This is a genomic window from Pseudolactococcus plantarum, assembly GCF_002441715.1.
Classification (GTDB): Bacteria; Bacillota; Bacilli; order Lactobacillales; family Streptococcaceae; genus Pseudolactococcus; species Pseudolactococcus plantarum.
Genome location: NZ_JXJX01000011.1, coordinates 1 through 18947, shown reverse-complemented (window position 1 = coordinate 18947; position 18947 = coordinate 1). Strand labels below are relative to the sequence as shown.

Sequence of the window (18947 nt, the reverse complement as noted above, 5' to 3'; positions counted from 1 at the left end):
TTAAATCAACTTAAAAAAGAAAGTGTGATATATATGAGCAATCAAAAAGAAAGAATTTTAGATTTGATGCGCAAGGGCATTATAACAGAAAATGAAGCGATTGAGCTACTTGAGAAGTCAGGTTTATCAGGTGATGCTGGTCAGGAAACTTACGAAGGTGATGAAACATCTCAAGCGAGAGATAAAGATGGTTATCAAACAGATTCATCAGAAGCGTTCAAACAGTTTATGAACCAAGCAGGCTCTTTTATGAAAAATATGCTTCATTCTGCAAAAAAATCTGTGAATGATAATGTTGATTTTAGTAATGGTTTTCCTAGTCTAAAATATCTTAGCAAATCTGATTTCAAAGCGTTTGAAGGACCAATCAATAACTTAACAGTGACAGCAACAACAGGAGATGTTACGGTTAAAACTAAAGATGTCAAAAAAACGATTGTGGAAGTAAGTTATAAAGTATATGGTGGTATCTCAGAAGCATTACTTGATGAATTTATACAAGATAATGTCAGCATTGAGTTACAACAAGATGAATTATTAGTCGCAGTAAAAAGTAAGCGAATTGTTGTCGATGTGACAGTAACATTGCCACTTAATGCATTAAAAACAGCTAAACTTGATGTCGTAAATGGTACAATGACACTAGAAGAGTTGACAGCACAGGAGCTTAACATTAAAAAAGTCAACGGTGATTTGACTGTTCAACGCTGTCATTTAGGTGCACTATATGTTAAATCTGTTAATGGAGAAGTCCGTGTAGTCGCAAATTTTGAGACAGCTGATATTACAAACGTGAATGGTGAGATTCTTGTGACAACAACATCCCTTGATGGTGAAAATCTTAAAGTCAAAAATGTAAACGGCGATATCAAGATTTCAGTACCTGAAAATATAGGGTTGGTAGGCTATATCAAGACAACGTTTGGTAGCTATAAAACACGTGTTGCCTTAGATACACCGTTAGAAATTACTAAGAATGGTGCAGCGCTAGTCAGAAAAGCAGTTAACAGCTTAACATTAGATATCTCAACAAATACGGGTAGCATTTGGCTAAAAGATGGTCTAGCAGTTGAGCCAGAAGCAACAACACCTGTAACTGAGAATGATGTAACAGATACTGTCAATACAACGGAAGATAAAACTGAAAAATCTGGTGAAATTGAAAAATCTGATGAAATTGAAAAATCTGGTGAAATTGAAAAATCTGATGAAATTGAAAAATCTGATGAAGCTGAAAATTCTGATCATAATGTACAATCAGATGCTTGAGCTACTAAGATTGTCGAGTATAATAAAGGGGATATAGATGTCAAGTAAGAGGTTGACAAAATCAAGGACAAATAAGAAAATATCAGGTGTCATCGGTGGACTTGCTGACTACTATGGTTGGCCTGAGGATGTTGTGACGATCATACGAATTGTTTATGCCATCTTGGCATTGACGAGTTTTGGATCACTCATTTTAATTTATTTTGTGATATCAATTATTTTACCAGAAGCGCCACGTGAAAATAGCGGAACTAAACAGGATTTCTCTAACTTTTCACAATGGCCTGGTGATCAGCAAAATAAAGCAAAAAAAAGAAAAGATGTCACGCCTTTTGATGACAACGATGAATGGTCACAATTTTAATTAATCGATAAAGTAAAACGCTAGTCATGCTCATGACAAAGCGTTTTTTTCGTTTTTTTGTTATAATGATAGCAAGTATGACTTAACTGTTATTGGTGATCGTGACTATAAAATCATAAGTAAAAGGTTAAAGTGTATTATACTAAAATGTATCAGTAAGGCTCAGTAGTCAGGGTGAGATAGTCGTGTTTTATGATTACTAAAAGCTTGGTGTACCACTCAAAAAAGAAAGTGAGAAAATATGGTAGTAACAGTTGCAGACTTGCTTAAAAAAATTAAATTTGATGTCATTTATTCCTCTGAAACAGCTCTAAAAAAAGAAATCACGACCTCAGATGTCACGCGACCAGGACTTGAAATGACGGGTTACTTAGAGTATTATACACCCGAACGGATTCAACTTTTTGGGATGAAAGAGTGGTCGTATGCACATAATGTCATTGGTGATAATCGCTATGATTTGTTGAAAAACATTGTAACCGAAGAAACGCCTGCGATTATTATTGCAAGAGGTCTTTCAATTCCAGATGAAATGATCCATGTTGCTAAAAAAAGAGACACTGTGTTATTGCAGTCTAGTGAACCAACAAGTCGTTTAAATGGTGCAATCACATCCTTTTTAGATGAAAAGTTAGCGATTAGAACGACAGTGCATGGTGTCTTGATGGATATATTTGGTGTTGGTGTGCTGATTCAAGGCTCATCAGGTATCGGTAAATCTGAGACTGGTTTAGAGTTAATCAAACGGGGGCATCGTCTAGTAGCCGATGACAGAGTTGATGTGTATCAAAAAGATGAATTTACATTGATGGGTGAACCTGCTGAAATTTTGCGTCATCTTATTGAACTTCGAGGCGTAGGGATCATTGATGTAATGAGTCTTTTTGGAGCAGGAGCAGTAATGGACTATGCACAGATAGACTTAACAGTGAACTTAGAAAATTATGAAAAAAGTAATACCTATGATCGATTAGGTAATGGTGAAACAACGGTCATGTTTTCTGATGTTGCAGTACCACAAATTAAAATACCAGTTACAACAGGCCGAAATGTATCTGTTATTATAGAAGCTGCAGTCATGAATTTCAGGGCAAAAAATATGGGATTTGATGCAACAAAAATGTTTGAAGATCGACTATCGGCCTTGATTGAGAGAAATTCATAAGATGATAAATATAGTATCTGCAATCAATCCGATTGCTTTAAAACTGGGGCCATTTGAAATCAGATGGTATGCGCTTTGTATCGTATCAGGTGTCATCTTAGCGGTATGGTTAGCTATGCGTGAAGCCCCTAGTAAGAAAATTAAACCAGATGATATTTTAGATTTTATTTTAATTGCTTTTCCTATAGCGATTATCGGTGCTAGACTTTACTATGTCTTATTTGATTTAGGGTATTATAGTAAGAATCCAAGTGAAATCATCGCAGTCTGGCATGGTGGGATAGCTATTTATGGTGGGTTAATTGCGGGTGCAATTACCTTGATGGTCTTTTCATATTATAAGATGATTGCGCCACTGGATTTTTTAGATATTGCTGTACCAGGTGTCTTAGTTGCTCAGTCTATGGGACGATGGGGGAATTTCTTTAACCAAGAAGCTTATGGGAAAATCGTCCAGTCTTTAAATTTTTTACCTCATTTTATTCAAAAACAAATGTTTATAGATAATCATTATCGCACCCCCACTTTTTTATATGAGTCTATCTGGAATTTGATAGGCTTCACCATCGTTATGGTGTTTAGACATCGCTTAAAACACCTTAAATCAGGAGATATCTTTGCGTTTTACCTGATGTGGTATGGTGTCGGACGTTTTGTGATTGAGGGAATGAGAACAGATAGTTTGATGTTTGGTAACATTCGAGTCTCACAACTCTTATCAGTCGTTTTGGTGATAGTAGGAGTCATCTTATGCAGCCACAATCATCTGAAACATAAATATTTCCTTAAGAACCAGTAATTTGTTATAATTTAATTTAAGGCATAGTATCTGTTTGATGACAATGTTGTATCAGGATAAAAACTTATGTAGCGTATAGAAAGAGGTACTTATGGGTAAAATAGCACTTATGATTATAGCTATTGCTATTTCAATTTTAGTTATTTTTTTAATTGTTTTAATCGTTAAGCTAATGAAAACTGTGGATGAAATTAATCGGACAATTAGTGTTGTCACACAAGATACCGATATATTGTTGAAACAAGCAGACACATTGATGGGGAAAACAAACACTTTATTAGAGGATATTAACGGTAAAGTGGCAACTATAGATCCTCTCTTTACTGCTGTTGCAGATTTATCTGGTACGGTATCTAAGCTAAATGATACGGGAAATAATTTTGCTACACGGATGAAAAATAAAGCTTCCAACGTTGGCAAAGCAACAGCTATGGTGACATTAGGTCGAGGGGCTGGAAAGTTATTCCGTAAAAAAGATAAAAAGAAAAAAAATGATGACAGCTACTATGTCAGTCGCTAAATATCATTAGGTAATGAGACGTAATCGTATGAATGATATGTTAATGGATAAAAGTTAACATATGATGTTGAAAGTTTAAAGGAGAAAAAGAATGGCTAAGAAAACAGGTTTTGTAGTAGGTGCTATTTTAGGTGTTATTGGTGGTGCAGTTGCAGCGTTAGTTACAGCTCCAAAAGAAGGAAGAAGATTTCGCAAAGATGTGAAAGATTTTTATCAGGATTATAAAGAAGATCCTAAAGGTAAAATCAATGAAGTGAAAGATTCTGCCTTAAATTTCTATGATGAAAAATCTGGACAAATCGTTGATTTTTCGACAGAAAAATTTAATGATATCAAAGAAAAATATGACAATGGTGAAATTTCTGCGGAAAAAGCTAAAGCCTACTTATTGTCTAAAAAGACAGAGATCAAAGCGAAGATTGATTCAGGAGAATTATCAAAAGATAAAGTAATCGATTTTTTGACAGTGACTAAAGATAAGTTGGCTGATAAAGTCAACGAGTTTAAATCAGGTTATGCTGAGAGTGATACTGAAGAAGAAGACTTTATCCTTGAGTTAGAAGGTGAAGATTTGTTAGATCAAGCTGCTGATGTAGTTGAAGAAACATCAGAAAAAGTTGTTGAAGTTGCTGACAAAGTTGAGGATAAAGGTCATGAGTTACTGAACAAGTAAACATAGCGATAAAAAAAGGCTATCAACTGATAGGCCTTTTTTTATGGATTAAATAAGTGAATCGTTCGATAATGCTTAGTGAGAAATACGTTTGCGTGCTGCTTTGCGACGGTTCTCGTTTACGAATTCTTCTTTTTTAAGTTCAGGGTCAATAATTGTTTTCTTAACTGCAAATACACCAGCAGCAGTTGTCGCAATCGTTGCAACAACACCTGTAATGATACCTTTACCAAATTTGTTCATGCCGAAATCCTCCTTTTAAATATGTTATAATTTAATTATAACATCTTCTTACTTAAAAGTGTTGTAGATTCAAGCTCTGTTTGTTTAATGCTTGAAAATTAATGTAAATTAACCAAGAAACTAACCAAGCAATCGAAAAATCATTAGTTGAATACAAAATAAAGTCTATCAGCAAGAAAAAAACTGATAGACTTTATTTTGTATTCAAAAGATGTTATTCATAGAAACAATCTGACTCATGATAAGGAGTTAAACCAAGTTTATCAGAAATAATGTTATTAAATTCATCAATTATAATACCGTCTAAATTATAGGGAAGATTTAAATTATCTATGATTTGTTGGTAATTTGTGTCTGTAGTGAAGTCGTATTTTTCATATAGCATTTTCATAGATTCACGAATGATAAATTATAAGTACCAAATTTATATGGTTATGTATGGCTAACTTCATTTAACAATTTATCTTATATTATTTCAATTTATATATAATAATTTCCATATAATATTTTTTATATAACTATGTTACAATGTAGGTGTAACATAATTATTCTTTTATTTTCTGCCTCTAGTTTTGAATCTACTTATTTTGCTGATGAATAGTATATTCAAAATTTTCTTACACGAAAGGTGCATTATATGAAAAAAAGATTATTTGTACTAATTACAATTATGGCTTCTTTAATTTTTGTAAACACTAGTATTTCTTACGCTGATGATGTTTTAGAGATACCTGACTCTGCTCAAAAAATTTTTGTAGATGATAGCAAACATGTTAAATATAAAATTAGCAATGGAGCATATTTATCATCTGGTACACAGGAGTTGGTTGCTCCAGTTATAGTTGATGAAAAAATTATATCAAAAAGTAAAGAAGAGGTTTCAGGTGTAACAAATTACGTGACTTTCCTTAATGAAGTAAAAGACATCGAAAATGATAATGTTATTAACAATCTAGATGTCTTTGGCTTTATTGTTGGTAAAAAAGTCTTTGCAAACTCTACTACAGGTAGCAAATGGGATTCAACAATAGGAGTTAAAATCTCCACAACAATCAACTGGTTAAAAAGTGGTACAACAAAAAAATAACAAGTGTATCTGGAAACTATACTATTGGGGATCAAAGTATTCGAGTAACTTCTTCAAATATTTCTATTAACCAAGCAGGTTTGGGGGGGTATTCAGCAAAATATGAATTAGGTACCTCAAACTCATGGAGTAGAAGTGTTTCTTTTCCATATGAGCAACAGGGGGCTACTGTAGGTGGAGCTGTTTACACTGTTAATTTAATACGGAATTCTTCTACTTGGAATGTTGTGTTAAATAATACTGCGTGGTCATTTGGATGAGGTGAATTATATGAAAAAATCTAATTATGTCTTACTGGTATATTTTCTTAGCTTATTTTTGACATATACCAAATATCCAAGTGCAGAGAGTCATTTTAAATTTACCTCTTATAATGCTTTTCAAACAGTTGTTAAGTCGCCATTCAATGATAAGGAATGGCTAACGCTAATCTTACTTGTTCTATCCATTATTAGCTATATTATTTTAAGATTTTTTATAAAAAAATACAGACAATATGGTAATATCATCCTATTAACAAGTTTCATATGGTTTTCTTTATTACAACTTTCACCTTCTATTATAGCAGGAGGTAAGGTTTATCTACAATTTTATGGAATCGGATTCTGGCTGTCAACTAGTTTAGGAATTATATTTTTAATTATGGATTTGCTAGAAACAAAGAATCTTAAAAATTGAGTTGTGAGTGCAAATCATGATATAGTTTATGTGCAGGGAATATTATGATTGAATGTAGTAACTGTGGAAGATTTACAAGTCCAAATGAGGATTATTGTGAATATTGTCATGAGAAAATTACTCAGGAAGCGATTGAAAAATATGAGGAAAGAAAAAAGAACATAGTTGAAATTGAACAAAAAAATACTGAATTTTTAGACACAAAATCTAAAAATATAGTTGATTTTTTTAGTATTTTTAATATAATATTGATAGTCATTAATGTTATTGGTGCAATTTCATTTTTCTTTGTAACTGGGGAACTTTTCGGTGGATATGTAGAATTTTCTTTATCTATGAGATTGACGATTCTTGTTTTGAGTTTAGGATATACTTTATTTCTATACATGGCTGTTGAAATGGGTGTTAAACATTTTTCAAATGTTGCTGAGATAAAAGAGATGAAATTTCAGTCGTTGATACATGATGAAAATGAACAATCTAGTAAATGATTTAAAAAAACGATAGATAGAAAAATCTAATCGTTTTTTATTTACTCATAGAAATAATCTGACTCATGATAAGGAGTTGAACCAAATTTATCAGAAATAATGTTATTAGAGGTGACCTAAATGTATAATGCCAGATTGAAGTGAACATAAGACAATCTATAACTGATTCTAATTAGTTGCAAATATACCCTTATGGGTATATAATGAGTATATAAATATATTGGAGGTTGTAAGGTGAAAAATATAACAGCAGAAGAACTTAAAACTAAGCTTTCGGAGAATATTCGAGTGATTGATGTGCGTGAAGGCTACGAATACAGTAATGGACATGTTCCAGGTGCGATTAATATCCCGATGAGTGAAATAGAAGGGCGCGTAAGCGAAATAAAAGAAGGAGACTACATTATTTGTCAATCTGGTGCGCGTTCAACAAATGTCTGTCAATGGCTTGAAATGCAAGGGTTAACTATTACTAATGTTCAAGGCGGAACATCATCATTCAGAGGAGTGTTAGAATATTAATGTTTAATTGGTTTAAGAAAATAGATGCTATCTCAACTTCTGATTTGTCTGTAGCTTTGAAAACGAAAAAGATGCAGTTGATTGATGTACGAGAAACAAGCGAGTATGCTTCTGGACATATCAAAGGCTCTAGAAACATTCCTTTAGGTCAGATTAGCTCATTTACAGCCCCTAAAGGGGTGAGAGTTGCAGTGATTTGTCAGTCTGGTATGCGATCTCGTCGAGCTTATAAAATTTTGAAAAAAAAGGGGTTGGATGTTGTAAATGTAAATGGTGGCATGATGGCATGGAAAGGAAAAATGGTAAACTAAATGACAAAGAGATTTTTGATTATCGGTGGAGTTGCCGGTGGGATGTCTGCAGCAACCCGTTTGCGTCGATTAAATGAAGATGCTGAAATAATTGTATTTGAGAAAGGGCCTTATGTCTCATTTGCAAACTGTGGTTTGCCTTATTATGTAAGCGGAGAAATAAAAGAGCGTGAAGGACTCATAGTTCAATCGGCTACAGCCTTGAAAAAACGATTTAACATTGATGTTCGTGAAAAATCTGAAGTTGTAAAAATTGATAGCGAAACAAAAACAGTGACAGTCCTTTCAGAAGGAGAAGAATACATCGAAAGCTATGACAAATTAATTTTATCTCCTGGAGCAAGACCATTTTTGCCCGATATTATTGGTTTGAATGACTCTGAAAACATTTTTACGTTACGCAATATTCCTGATGTTGATAGGATTGTTGAGTTCATAAAGATGAATAATCCTAAAAGGGCGACAATTATTGGGGCAGGCTTTATAGGCCTTGAAATGGCTGAAAATCTAGCAAATCGTGGATTACAAGTAACAATTGTAGAAAAAGCTCCTCATGTCTTACCACCGATTGATGCTGAGATGGCAGCTTTTGTCAATGAAGAACTTACAAAAAATAGTGTTAAGGTTTTGACGAATGCAGAAGCTGTTAAATTTTCGGGTAATGAGATTTTACTTGATAGCGGTGAAGTGATAGTATCAGATTTAACAATCCTATCAGTAGGTATTAAGCCCGAAACATCGCTTGCAAAACTTGCTGGTATTAAACTCGGGTTCCGAGATGGTATTGTTGTTGATGAACAATACGAAACTTCTATCAAAGATATTTATGCAGTTGGAGATGCAATTGTTGTAAAAAATCAAATTGGTCAAGATTCATTAATCTCACTTGCTAGTCCAGCAAATCGTCAAGGAAGACAAGTAGCTGATATTATTTCGGGATTATCATCTAAAAATAAAGGTTCACAAGGTACAGCAATCGTACGTGTATTTAATTTACAGGCTGCAAGTACAGGCTTGTCGGAGCGTCAAGTTCAATTATCAAATTTAACTTATAAAGCAATTCATATTACTGCGAATGATCATGCAGGGTATTATCCAGGGGCGAGTGCAATTACATTGAAACTCATATTTAACCCTGATAATGGCGAAATATATGGTGCTCAAGCAGTTGGTCAAAAAGGTATTGACAAGCGCATAGACATTCTTTCAACTGCGATAAAAGCAGGATTGACAATCTTTGATTTACCTGAATTAGAGTTCACTTATGCACCACCATTTGGTTCAGCTAAAGATCCTGTCAATATGGTTGGCTATGCTGCAATGAATATTGCGCTTGGGCAATCATCCAACATTCAATGGCATGAGCTTGCAAAAGAATTGCTTCAAGGAAAAATATTACTTGATGTTAGAAACCCTGATGAGATAGCAAGAGGAAAATTTGTCCATTCAGTAAATATTCCTCTTGATGAATTACGTTCAAGACTAGGGGAACTTGATAAAACAAAATCCTATATTGTGAGTTGCCAATCAGGATTGCGAAGCTACAATGCAGAACGAATTATGAAGCAAGAAGGCTTTGATGTAAAAAATCTTGATGGTGCTTACGGTCTATACAGCAAAGCCACACAAGAGCTGATAGAAAAACCAACACAAAAAAATTAAAAATAACTAAATAGGAAAGTTAAAAAATGTCTAAAAAAATTGTAATTATTGGTGGTGTTGCTGGTGGTGCTACTGCTGCAACCCGTTTACGTCGATTATCAGAAGAAGACGAGATAGTTCTCTTTGAAAAAGGACCATATATTTCTTTCGCTAATTGTGGTTTGCCTTATCATGTTGGGAAAGTTATTAAAGAACGAGAGGATTTATTGCTTCAAACACCAGAAGGGATGAGTGCACAGTATAATCTTGATATTCGAGTACTCAGTGAAGTGTTAGAAGTTCATCCTGAGGATCATAAAATAATTGTTAAAAATCAGGAAACTGGCGAAACTTATGAAGAAAACTTTGATAAATTAATTATATCAACAGGTGCAAAAGCAATTATACCTCAGATTCCAGGTCTTTCTAATGCAAAGAATGTGTTCACTTTGCGAAATATTCCGGATATGGATAAGATTAAAGCACATATATCTAAATTTAATATTAAAACTGCAACCGTTATTGGGGGTGGTTTTATTGGTCTTGAGATGATGGAGAATCTTGTTGAACTTGGACTTAATGTTCAACTTATTGAAATGTCACCACAAGTCATGCCTAATATTGATATAGAACTTGCTCAAATGCTCCATAGTCAGATTAATATGCATGGTGTAAAACTCCTTCTTAACAATGGGTTAAAGTCTTTTCATGATAATGGCATGAAAATTGAACTCAATGATGGACAAATATTAGATACCGATATGACGATTTTATCAATCGGTGTAGTTCCCGAAAATTCACTTGCAAAAGATGCGAATATTGAGCTTGGTTTTAAAGGGGCTATCAAAGTTGACCGGCAAATGAGAACAAATTACGCTGATATATATGCTATTGGTGATGTGATTGAAGTTGAAGATGCGGTTTCTGGCCTTCCTACCAATATTCCACTAGCATGGCCTGCAAACCGTCAAGGGCGTTTGGTAGCAGATGTCATCAACGGAATGGAAGCTGAATATACAGGAACGCAAGGGACTTCTGTTGCAAAAGTTTTTGAGCTCACAGTAGCGGGAACAGGCAATTCAGAGCGTTTACTCAAGAGTCAAGGGATTGAGTATGAAGTAATTCATATTCATCCAAATTCACACGCAGGATATTATCCAGGTGCTTCTCCTATAGCACTGAAGCTCTTGTTTGGAAGAAAAGATGGTAAGATTTTTGGGGCTCAAGCTGTCGGGGTAGAAGGCGTTGAAAAGCGTATTGATGTAATAGCGACTGCGATGAAATTTGGCGCGAAAGCACCAGATTTAGCAAAAATTGAATTATCTTATGCACCTCCTTATTCATCCGCCAAAGATCCGGTCAATATGTTAGGGTATACAGCGGATAATATGATGCGTGAGAAAGTCTCAACTTTTCAATGGTCAGAAATTTCGGATTTGAAAGCAGCTGGTGCATATTTCCTTGATGTGCGGGAAGATTTTGAGTTAGCTACTGGCTTTATTGAAGGTGGCATTCAAATACCATTGAACCAACTTCGAGATCGTCTCAACGAATTGCCAAAAGATCAAACGATATATGTGTATTGTCAAGTCGGGGCACGTGGCTACAATGCAGCAAGAATTCTTATGCAAGAAGGATTTGAAGTGAAAAATCTTGATGGTGGATATAAAACTTATAAAAATAGTAAATATCAACTTCGGAATATTACATTCAAGTCTGAAAATCTTGATAAGCCAAAAACTTCGCAAACTTTTAATGGTGAAGATATAGAACTTGATGCTTGCGGTCTCCAGTGTCCAGGCCCAATATTAAAGGTCAAAGAAAATATCGACAAAATGGAATTAGGTCAACGTTTGAATATTAAGGCGAGTGACTTTGGTTTCGCTGCGGATATTGAAAATTGGGCAAAAGCAACAGGTAATACAGTTATCAAAAACGAAATTGAAGGCAATAAAATTGTTGCAACTGTTTTAAAGGGAAAAGAAAATCCCGATGAAGTCTTAAAGGCATTATCAAAGATATCTGAAGGTACAATGACCACGACTCCAAAAGGAGCAACAATTGTTCTTTTTTCTGGTGATCTCGATAAGGCACTTGCTAGTATGATTATTGCAACAGGTGCAGCTTCATTTGGTAAAGAGGTAACCATTTTTTGCACCTTCTGGGGCTTAAATTTGCTTAAAAAGAATGTCAAAATTAAGAAAAAAGGTATAGCAAAGCTTTTTGATATAATGTTGCCGAGCCAAGCTAATCAAATGCCGATTTCTAAAATGAACATGGCAGGCATGGGATCTGCGATGATTAAAGAAGTGATGAAACAAAAAAATGTTGATGCTTTACCTATCATGATTGAAAAAGCTCATCAATTGGGAGTAAAATTTGTTGCTTGTACTATGAGCATGGACATTATGGGAATTGATAAAGTAGAACTTTTTGATTGGGTAGAGTATGGCGGTGTTGCAACATTTATTGGAGACAGTGAAGAAGCTAACATGCAATTATTTATATAAATAATTGTATATCGGCGATAATACTTTCACATCTTGCAAGGACTTGTTGGGGAGTTGTCTGAATCTACGGTTAAATTGCAAACTAACCGTAGATGAAAATTTCAATACACCATTTGCTATTAATATTGAAGGTATGTCAACCTGACGAGTCAAGAAATTGGAAAAGAAGTGAAAAATAGAAGAATTGTAATCAAATGCTCAATTCAAGAGATTATTGTTGAGTTTGGAAGTTAAGAAGAGTGTATAATTTTTATATGAATAGTTATAATAACAAAATGGAAAATCGAATTAAACGTGCTACAGGTCAACTTCAAGGTATCTTGCGGATGATGGAGGAAGATAGGGAGTGTGTTGATGTTATTACACAGCTTTCTGCTGTTCGTTCAAGTCTTGATAGTTTGATTGGAGTAATTGTTGCAGAGAATCTTAAGTCTTGTTTACTCGATGACTCGTCTGATAAGGACATTAAAATAGAACAAGCAATTAAAATGATTATCAAGAAATGATCTATAGGTGATAGATTAATTAGAACAATGCTATGACTAATACACATAAAATATAGTATTAGAACCCATATTTCATATAAGATGATAAAAAAGAATTTCGGGATAAACTATGCTCGAAATTCTTTTTTATGTATGACATATTTTAATAAAACTCCCCATATTTTGGATATTTAGTCCAAGTTATCGGGAGTACTACTAAGACAAGATAATTTCTTGTCTTAGTATGTTAGATTAGATGAAAATATTGTTTCAATTATTTATTTGAGATAACCAAGGTAATCAAATTTTTCGAAAGTATGGTCATTAGCAATACCAACTAAAATGATATTAGGAGGTAGAGGGGTATTAGGGTCAACATTAAGTTTTAAATGACCTCCTTTATGGAGTCTTGTGCCGATAATATTTAGTTCATATTTTTGACGGATACTCAATTCTGCTAAATTTTTCCCTACCCAAGATTCGGGGATCTTAAAATTAATGATAGAAACATGATTTTCTAAATAGATGATATTTTCGATATGATGTTTAAGTATATTTGATGCAACTTGTTTTCCAGAATCTCTTTCAGGAGAAATGACATCCGTTGCACCAATGCCATATAATACTTCTTCATAAATTTTGTTCTTGGCTTTGGCTATAATTATAGGAATTCCAATTTTTTTACAATTAAGAATCGCAAGAACAGAAGACTCCAAGTTATTCCCAGTTGCAACAACTACTGTTTCACAATGGTCAAGTCCGACAGCTAACAGAAAATTTTTATCAGTTATATCTCCGATTACAGCTTTGGTGACAATATTTCCAAATTCATTAACAATATTTTCTTTCATGTCAACGGCAATGACATCTTGATCAAATTGACTAAGCTGTCTAGCAACAGCACGCCCAAAAATTCCTAGACCTAAAACTCCCACCAATTTTTTTTTCATATTAAAATCTCCTTATCCGACTAAAATATCAGTTTCAGCATAATTAATGTTCTTTTCCTTCTTTTGAATCAAACTAAACAGGAATGTTATAGGGCCTACACGACCAATAAACATCAGTAACATAATGATTATCCTTCCCTGTGTCGACAATTTTGAAGTCAAATCCATTGTAACGCCAACAGTATTCATAGCCGAAATAGTTTCGAAAAGCAAAGAAAAGGGATCTAAGTTAGGTTCAAAGCTTAACAATAAGGTATAACCAATAACAACAATAGTAAAGAAGAAAAGCAATACCGATATGGTTTGTTTAACTGTTTTACTAGCAATAACACGGTGACTAAAAGTTACCAATGATTGCCCAACGAGTTCCGATTTTATAAGAAGAAAAGCAATTGCAAAGGTCGTTACTTTAATTCCGCCAGCAGTTCCACCAGGTCCCCCACCAATAATCATTTGAAACATATAAATGAAATTTGTAGGTGCGAATGTGTCTTTAAATGAAATAGTTGAAAATCCTGCAGTACGCATAGTTACAGTCTGAAAAAAGCTGACCATTATTTGTTGGGGAAAGGTATAATTACTAATTGTTTTGGGGTTATCTTTCTCTAAGTACCATGTTAATAGTGTACCTAAAAATAAAATAATAACTGTTGTTTGCAGTATCAAACGAGTTTGGTTGGATAATTTTTTATAAAAAACACCATGACCTACTGGTTTAGAAAAAAAGAGTCGTTTTAGATTTGCAATGACATCGTCCCAAACTGCAAAACCAATCCCGCCAAATATTATTAATGCTGAGACTGAAAAATTAATGGTGGGGTTTAAAACAAAAGTATTTAAACTTGATGAGCCAAAATTATCAAATCCAGCATTACAAAAAGCAGAAACAGTTAAAAATATACTGTTAAAAATGCCATGTTTTATTCCAAACCGTGGAATAAAATCAGTCATGATAATAATCCCAAATAGAGACTCAATGATTATCGTTGTTTTATATGCAAAAAATAGATATTCTTTGAGATTTTTACTATCTTTTCGATTAAGTGCAGATTGTAAGAGGGTATGACCTGCGAAATTCATTTTTTTTTGAAGAGCAAATACACCAAAGGCAATCAAAGTAATTAATCCTAGACCACCTATCTGCATCAAAATAATTGAAATAGTTTGACCGATGCCGTTGTAAATTTCTGAAATTGGTGCAATTGAAAGCCCTGTTACACAAACCATAGAAATGACATTAAAAAGATTATCAAGATAGGTAGTATGATAGTTATTTTGATATTGGGAAATAGGCAAAGATAAAAGAACGCTTCCAATCAGGATGACTAAAGCAAAACTGAAAGTTATCTGTCGGGTAATTCACCAAGATTTAATCAAAAAAAATTTCACATCTCCTCCTTAAGACATCAGTATAATCATGCAAATTGAATTTATATGTTGAGTAACTTCCTAGTGATTTTTTTGAACACATCATTGATATAAATGTAACGATTGTTTTTATTAATAGATAATCCGTTGATACACTGAAAAATAATTGAGTATCTTTTATGCTTGTTGGATTAAGATTTCTAACCTAGGTATTTCAAGTATTTCTGGTGATATTCTTTTCTCAAAAAAAGATTTTGAATTAATTTAATTATAACATTTTCTCTTTGAAAATCGGTGTCTATAATGGGTCTTTTAAAATATATTTTACTGAAAATACGAAACTAACCAAAAAACTAACCAAGCAATTCAAAAATCATTAGTTGAATAAAAAATAAAGTCTAGCAGCATGAAAAAAACTGGTAGACTTTATTTTTTATTCAAAAGATGTATTACAGGGTATCTTAAGACCTGCTTTCAAAAACACTCGCTTATATAATTTTCAAAGAGCTTGAAAATCATGGTTCTCCTGAATTTTCAATTTTAGTAATTTCAATTGATTTCAATTAGTTTCAACTGAATGGTGTGAATTTTACCTTAAAAATACGTGAATTGAGCTAACTAATACTAAAAGTTCACACCATTGCTTAGTTGAATAAAGAACCCAAATTGTAAAATGAAGTTAGCCACCTCAGGGAAAAAATTTTCCCACTAAAAAACACCTCAAAGATGCTATGCTGTAATTAAACAGATACCAGTCATAGGAGCTTTGAGATGCAAGAAAATTATACCACAACTTATAACCATTTGTCACTAGCTGAACGACAACTTATCGAAAAATGGTTTAAAGAAGGGATGAGTCGACGTCAGATTGCTAAGTTATTAGGTCGTAGCCATCAAACAATCAATAATGAAGTCAAGCGAGGACAAGTCCAACAAATGGATACCTTTAGAGCGTATCATATCGTCTATAGTAGCGAGTATGCGCATCAACAGTACCATAAGCAACGAAAAAAGTCTATTAAAAACACAAAGCTTGATAAGCTGGTATTGGAAAAAATTGTCCATTACATCAAGGCTAAGGTCTCTCCAGAAGTGATCGCTAAAGCTAAATTCAATGGTCAAATCAGCTACTCAAGCATTTACAACTGGATTTATAATGGCAAATTAGGCTTGAAACGTAAAGATATGCTTTATCCACATAAGACAAAAGTTATCAAGACGGTTTCAGCTAATCCTAGAGTTTACGGTAAATCCATTGAAGAACGTCCTGAAGATATAAACAGGCGCAATGAGTTAGGGCATTGGGAAATTGATACTGTCGTCTTAACAAGGGCTAAAAACAAGGTTTTATTGACTTTGACAGAGCGAAAAAGTCGTTTGGAGATTATCAGAATAATCGCTGATAAATCTTCTGAGGCAGTTAATTCTGAGCTTAAGGCATTAACTCAAAATTTTCAATTTAAGTCCATTACAGCTGATAATGGTACTGAATTTGCTCGTTTATCTGAGGCAGTTAATTGTGATATTTACTATGCTCATGCCTATTCTAGTTGGGAAAGAGGAACTAACGAGAATCACAATCGCATGATTCGTAGATTTTTGCCTAAAGGCACAATAAAAACGACCACGAAAGAGGTCGCTCAAATTGAAATTTGGATGAATAACTATCCAAGAAAAATGTTTAATTACAGCACGCCGATACAGGTTTATCTGGGTGGCTAACTTGGACTTGCAATTTGCCAAGCTATTCAAGCAAATTAATTGAATGGCTTGCTTTTCTTTTTGATGATAGATGATTTTTGTATCAACTACTTTTATTATCGCACATCATCAGTTCCTATTATTACCCAAAGCGGTATCAGCTTTAGAAATATGTTTGCTGCTTTTTGTTTTAAAATCAGATTTTTTTTGAATCCATCGCGTGACGCTTGTTAATTCTGAGGAGGCATCCTGTTCTCGGGTGATTAAATAAAACTGACGACTATATTTTTCTGATAGTTTTTGATAAACTAGCCCTTTAGCTGCACGTTGAGAGATAATAGAACAGCCAAACCCTTTTTTAAGAAGTGCAATAATGATTTCATTATTTTGGACGGTCATGGTTTCTTTTTGAATATCGTTTTCTTCTAAGTACCGTTGTGTGTAATAGTAGACACCAGATGTTTTTTCTCGGATAAGCCAAGGTCCTATCGAAGGATTGCCTGCTAAGACGAGCTGATCGTTAAACAAAGGCAATCGACGTATATTTTTGGCCGATAAGGGCTTTTCAATAAAACCAAAGTCAATGTCATGATGTTCTAGTGCATTTAGAACCTCTAGTGAGTTCATCATTTTAATACTAAAAGAAATGTTTGGAAAGCACTGTTTTAAATTGATGATTAAATCGGGTAATAAATAAATAGAAAATGTATGAGATGCAGCGATGTTACAATTTGTTAGTTTATCTTTTCGATTTTGTATCTCGAATTTTAAGTCTTCCCAATCATCTAATAGATTTCCTGTTTTCTGATATAGTAAATCAGCTTGTGGCGTCGCTAAGACTTCTTTTCTGCCATTACGTATGAAAAGTGTCGTTCCTAATTCATTCTCTAATTGTTTAATTTGCGCAGAAACCGTAGGCTGTACGACGAATAAGAGCTCAGCGGCTTTGGAGAAATTTTTTGTTTCATAAACTACCTTAAAAGTTGATAATTTTTTGAACATTGATCCGCTCCCATCATTTTTTTTGATTAAAGCTATTATATCAATTAATCAAAATAATGGAAGTATTGTTTTATAATAGTAATAGAAATTAATTATTTATCGGAACAGAAGGAGAAAAAATATGATGAGACATGAGTTATTACATCAATATAAAACAATTCTACCAGGATTAGGCTTATCCATCTTAGTAGCAATCATTGCCAAAATATGTGCTATTTTTTTACCAGATTTAGGTGGCGCAACGCTTGCGATTCTTTTCGGCATTGTATTAGGTAATATTTTTTTTAAGCAAGAAGTTTTAGAAGTTGGGACGAAATTTTCTGAGAGCGTTTTGCTAGAATATTCAGTCGTCTTGTTAGGCTTTACTGTAACTTTTCAAACAATTAGTCGTTTGGGATTGAATGGTTTAGGCTATATTATGGCGATGATGGCAACTGTAATTATTTCGGCCATTTTAATTGGCAAACGTTTAGGTTTTTCTGACAATATGTCAACGATGATGGCTGGTGGGAACGCCGTCTGTGGGTCTTCAGCAATTGGTGCCATTGCCCCAAGTATTGGTGCAAAAGATGAAGAAAAAGGCCAAGTCATTACACTTGTTAATTTGTTAGGAACGGTCATGATGCTGACTTTACCATTGTTGGGGGCAATGCTATATGGGAATCACTTATTAGCGAATAGTGCCTTATTGGGAGGCACTTTACAATCTGTTGGACAAGTTGTTGCAGGTGCCAGTTTAGTCAACCAAGAAACAGTTAGTTATGCCATGTTATTTAAAATCACTCGAATACTATTTTTAGTTGTTGTTGTTTTTGTGTTTCAACAACGGGCGAAAAAGAAAGGGACGATGCAAGTTAAAAATCTAAAAAAAGTCTCGATTCCCTGGTATGTTATCGCATTTTTAATTGTTTGTATCCTAAATAGTGGTGTCAAACTACCACATTTTTTCAATGATGGTGCACATCAAATTGGTACATGGTTTGAAACAATCGCATTGGCTGCGATTGGCTTGAGACTGGATTTCAAAAAATTCATGAAAGAAGGGCTTAGCTTTTTAACTTATGGGGTACTCGTCGGCCTAGTTCAAACACTTGCGGCACTTTTATTTATTTATTTGTTTAAGATTAGTTAATTAAAAAGGTTCTGTTGCGAAGTTTGAAAATCAAAC

General features: G+C 33.8%; 20 protein-coding genes. 16 read left to right on the top strand and 4 right to left on the bottom strand.

What is annotated here, in order from left to right:
* Nucleotides 1–33 precede the first annotated feature (33 nt).
* The 6 genes from RU87_RS07800 to RU87_RS07775 all read left to right on the top strand — a co-directional run bounded on the left by RU87_RS07800 (nt 34) and on the right by RU87_RS07775 (nt 4790).
* Nucleotides 34–1269 (top strand): DUF4097 family beta strand repeat-containing protein, encoded by a 1236-nt coding sequence (locus tag RU87_RS07800; RefSeq protein ID WP_068164043.1) that lies wholly within the window; start codon nt 34–36, stop codon nt 1267–1269.
* A gap of 37 nt (nt 1270–1306) precedes the next feature.
* Nucleotides 1307–1633, top strand: a complete 327-nt coding sequence (locus RU87_RS07795; protein WP_068164046.1) for a PspC domain-containing protein — start codon at nt 1307–1309, stop codon at nt 1631–1633.
* A gap of 241 nt (nt 1634–1874) precedes the next feature.
* Entirely contained in the window at nt 1875–2798 is a 924-nt protein-coding gene (gene hprK / locus RU87_RS07790; RefSeq protein WP_068164047.1) for an HPr(Ser) kinase/phosphatase, read from the top strand.
* 1 nt (nt 2799) lies between these two features.
* Entirely contained in the window at nt 2800–3597 is a 798-nt protein-coding gene (gene lgt, locus RU87_RS07785; RefSeq protein ID WP_068164051.1) for a prolipoprotein diacylglyceryl transferase, read from the top strand.
* A 91-nt stretch (nt 3598–3688) separates the two neighbouring features.
* Nucleotides 3689–4117, top strand: coding sequence for a DUF948 domain-containing protein (locus RU87_RS07780; protein WP_068164054.1), 429 nt, complete (start codon nt 3689–3691; stop codon nt 4115–4117).
* Nucleotides 4118–4208: 91 nt separating this feature from the next.
* Complete coding sequence (locus tag RU87_RS07775) at nt 4209–4790, top strand: YtxH domain-containing protein (protein WP_068164057.1); 582 nt, start codon at nt 4209–4211, stop codon at nt 4788–4790.
* 75 nt (nt 4791–4865) lie between these two features.
* Here RU87_RS07775 and RU87_RS07770 read toward each other — a convergent pair whose 3' ends face one another.
* A complete protein-coding gene (locus RU87_RS07770) occupies nt 4866–5033 on the bottom strand; it encodes a DUF3042 family protein (RefSeq protein ID WP_082782192.1) in 168 nt (55 codons plus the stop codon).
* 637 nt (nt 5034–5670) lie between these two features.
* Between RU87_RS07770 and RU87_RS07765 the strand changes: the two genes are divergently transcribed.
* The 8 genes from RU87_RS07765 (at nt 5671) to RU87_RS07730 (ending at nt 12779) form a co-directional block, all read left to right on the top strand.
* The gene (locus tag RU87_RS07765) at nt 5671–6120 is read left to right on the top strand and encodes a hypothetical protein (RefSeq protein ID WP_068164060.1); all 450 of its coding nucleotides are present in this window, start codon (nt 5671–5673) and stop codon (nt 6118–6120) included.
* 270 nt (nt 6121–6390) lie between these two features.
* Nucleotides 6391–6798 carry a hypothetical protein gene (locus RU87_RS07760; RefSeq protein WP_068164062.1) on the top strand — a complete coding sequence of 136 codons (408 nt, stop codon included), beginning with the start codon at nt 6391–6393 and terminating at the stop codon, nt 6796–6798.
* A 44-nt stretch (nt 6799–6842) separates the two neighbouring features.
* Nucleotides 6843–7289 carry a hypothetical protein gene (locus RU87_RS07755; RefSeq protein WP_068164065.1) on the top strand — a complete coding sequence of 149 codons (447 nt, stop codon included), beginning with the start codon at nt 6843–6845 and terminating at the stop codon, nt 7287–7289.
* Nucleotides 7290–7523: 234 nt separating this feature from the next.
* Nucleotides 7524–7811, top strand: coding sequence for a rhodanese-like domain-containing protein (locus RU87_RS07750; protein WP_047916016.1), 288 nt, complete (start codon nt 7524–7526; stop codon nt 7809–7811).
* Nucleotides 7811–8122 (top strand): rhodanese-like domain-containing protein, encoded by a 312-nt coding sequence (locus RU87_RS07745; protein ID WP_031366113.1) that lies wholly within the window; start codon nt 7811–7813, stop codon nt 8120–8122. Before RU87_RS07750 ends, RU87_RS07745 begins: the two co-directional genes overlap by 1 nt.
* A complete protein-coding gene (locus tag RU87_RS07740; RefSeq protein WP_068164068.1) occupies nt 8123–9784 on the top strand; it encodes an FAD-dependent oxidoreductase in 1662 nt (553 codons plus the stop codon).
* A 26-nt stretch (nt 9785–9810) separates the two neighbouring features.
* Nucleotides 9811–12273 carry an FAD-dependent oxidoreductase gene (locus RU87_RS07735; protein WP_068164070.1) on the top strand — a complete coding sequence of 821 codons (2463 nt, stop codon included), beginning with the start codon at nt 9811–9813 and terminating at the stop codon, nt 12271–12273.
* A 254-nt stretch (nt 12274–12527) separates the two neighbouring features.
* The gene (locus tag RU87_RS07730; RefSeq protein ID WP_031366110.1) at nt 12528–12779 is read left to right on the top strand and encodes a metal-sensitive transcriptional regulator; all 252 of its coding nucleotides are present in this window, start codon (nt 12528–12530) and stop codon (nt 12777–12779) included.
* A 257-nt stretch (nt 12780–13036) separates the two neighbouring features.
* On the opposite strand, the gene ktrA is transcribed toward RU87_RS07730, so the two are convergent.
* The gene (gene ktrA, locus RU87_RS07725) at nt 13037–13708 is read right to left on the bottom strand and encodes a potassium uptake transporter gating subunit KtrA (protein WP_068164073.1); all 672 of its coding nucleotides are present in this window, start codon (nt 13706–13708) and stop codon (nt 13037–13039) included.
* A 12-nt stretch (nt 13709–13720) separates the two neighbouring features.
* Nucleotides 13721–15067 (bottom strand): TrkH family potassium uptake protein, encoded by a 1347-nt coding sequence (locus tag RU87_RS07720; RefSeq protein WP_068164075.1) that lies wholly within the window; start codon nt 15065–15067, stop codon nt 13721–13723.
* A gap of 780 nt (nt 15068–15847) precedes the next feature.
* Between RU87_RS07720 and RU87_RS07715 the strand changes: the two genes are divergently transcribed.
* The gene (locus RU87_RS07715) at nt 15848–16798 is read left to right on the top strand and encodes an IS30 family transposase (protein WP_068164079.1); all 951 of its coding nucleotides are present in this window, start codon (nt 15848–15850) and stop codon (nt 16796–16798) included.
* Between the two features lie 108 nt (nt 16799–16906).
* Here RU87_RS07715 and RU87_RS07710 read toward each other — a convergent pair whose 3' ends face one another.
* Entirely contained in the window at nt 16907–17779 is an 873-nt protein-coding gene (locus tag RU87_RS07710; protein ID WP_068164082.1) for a LysR family transcriptional regulator, read from the bottom strand.
* Nucleotides 17780–17900: 121 nt separating this feature from the next.
* Between RU87_RS07710 and RU87_RS07705 the strand changes: the two genes are divergently transcribed.
* The gene (locus RU87_RS07705) at nt 17901–18911 is read left to right on the top strand and encodes a YeiH family protein (RefSeq protein WP_197456627.1); all 1011 of its coding nucleotides are present in this window, start codon (nt 17901–17903) and stop codon (nt 18909–18911) included.
* Nucleotides 18912–18947 lie beyond the last annotated feature (36 nt).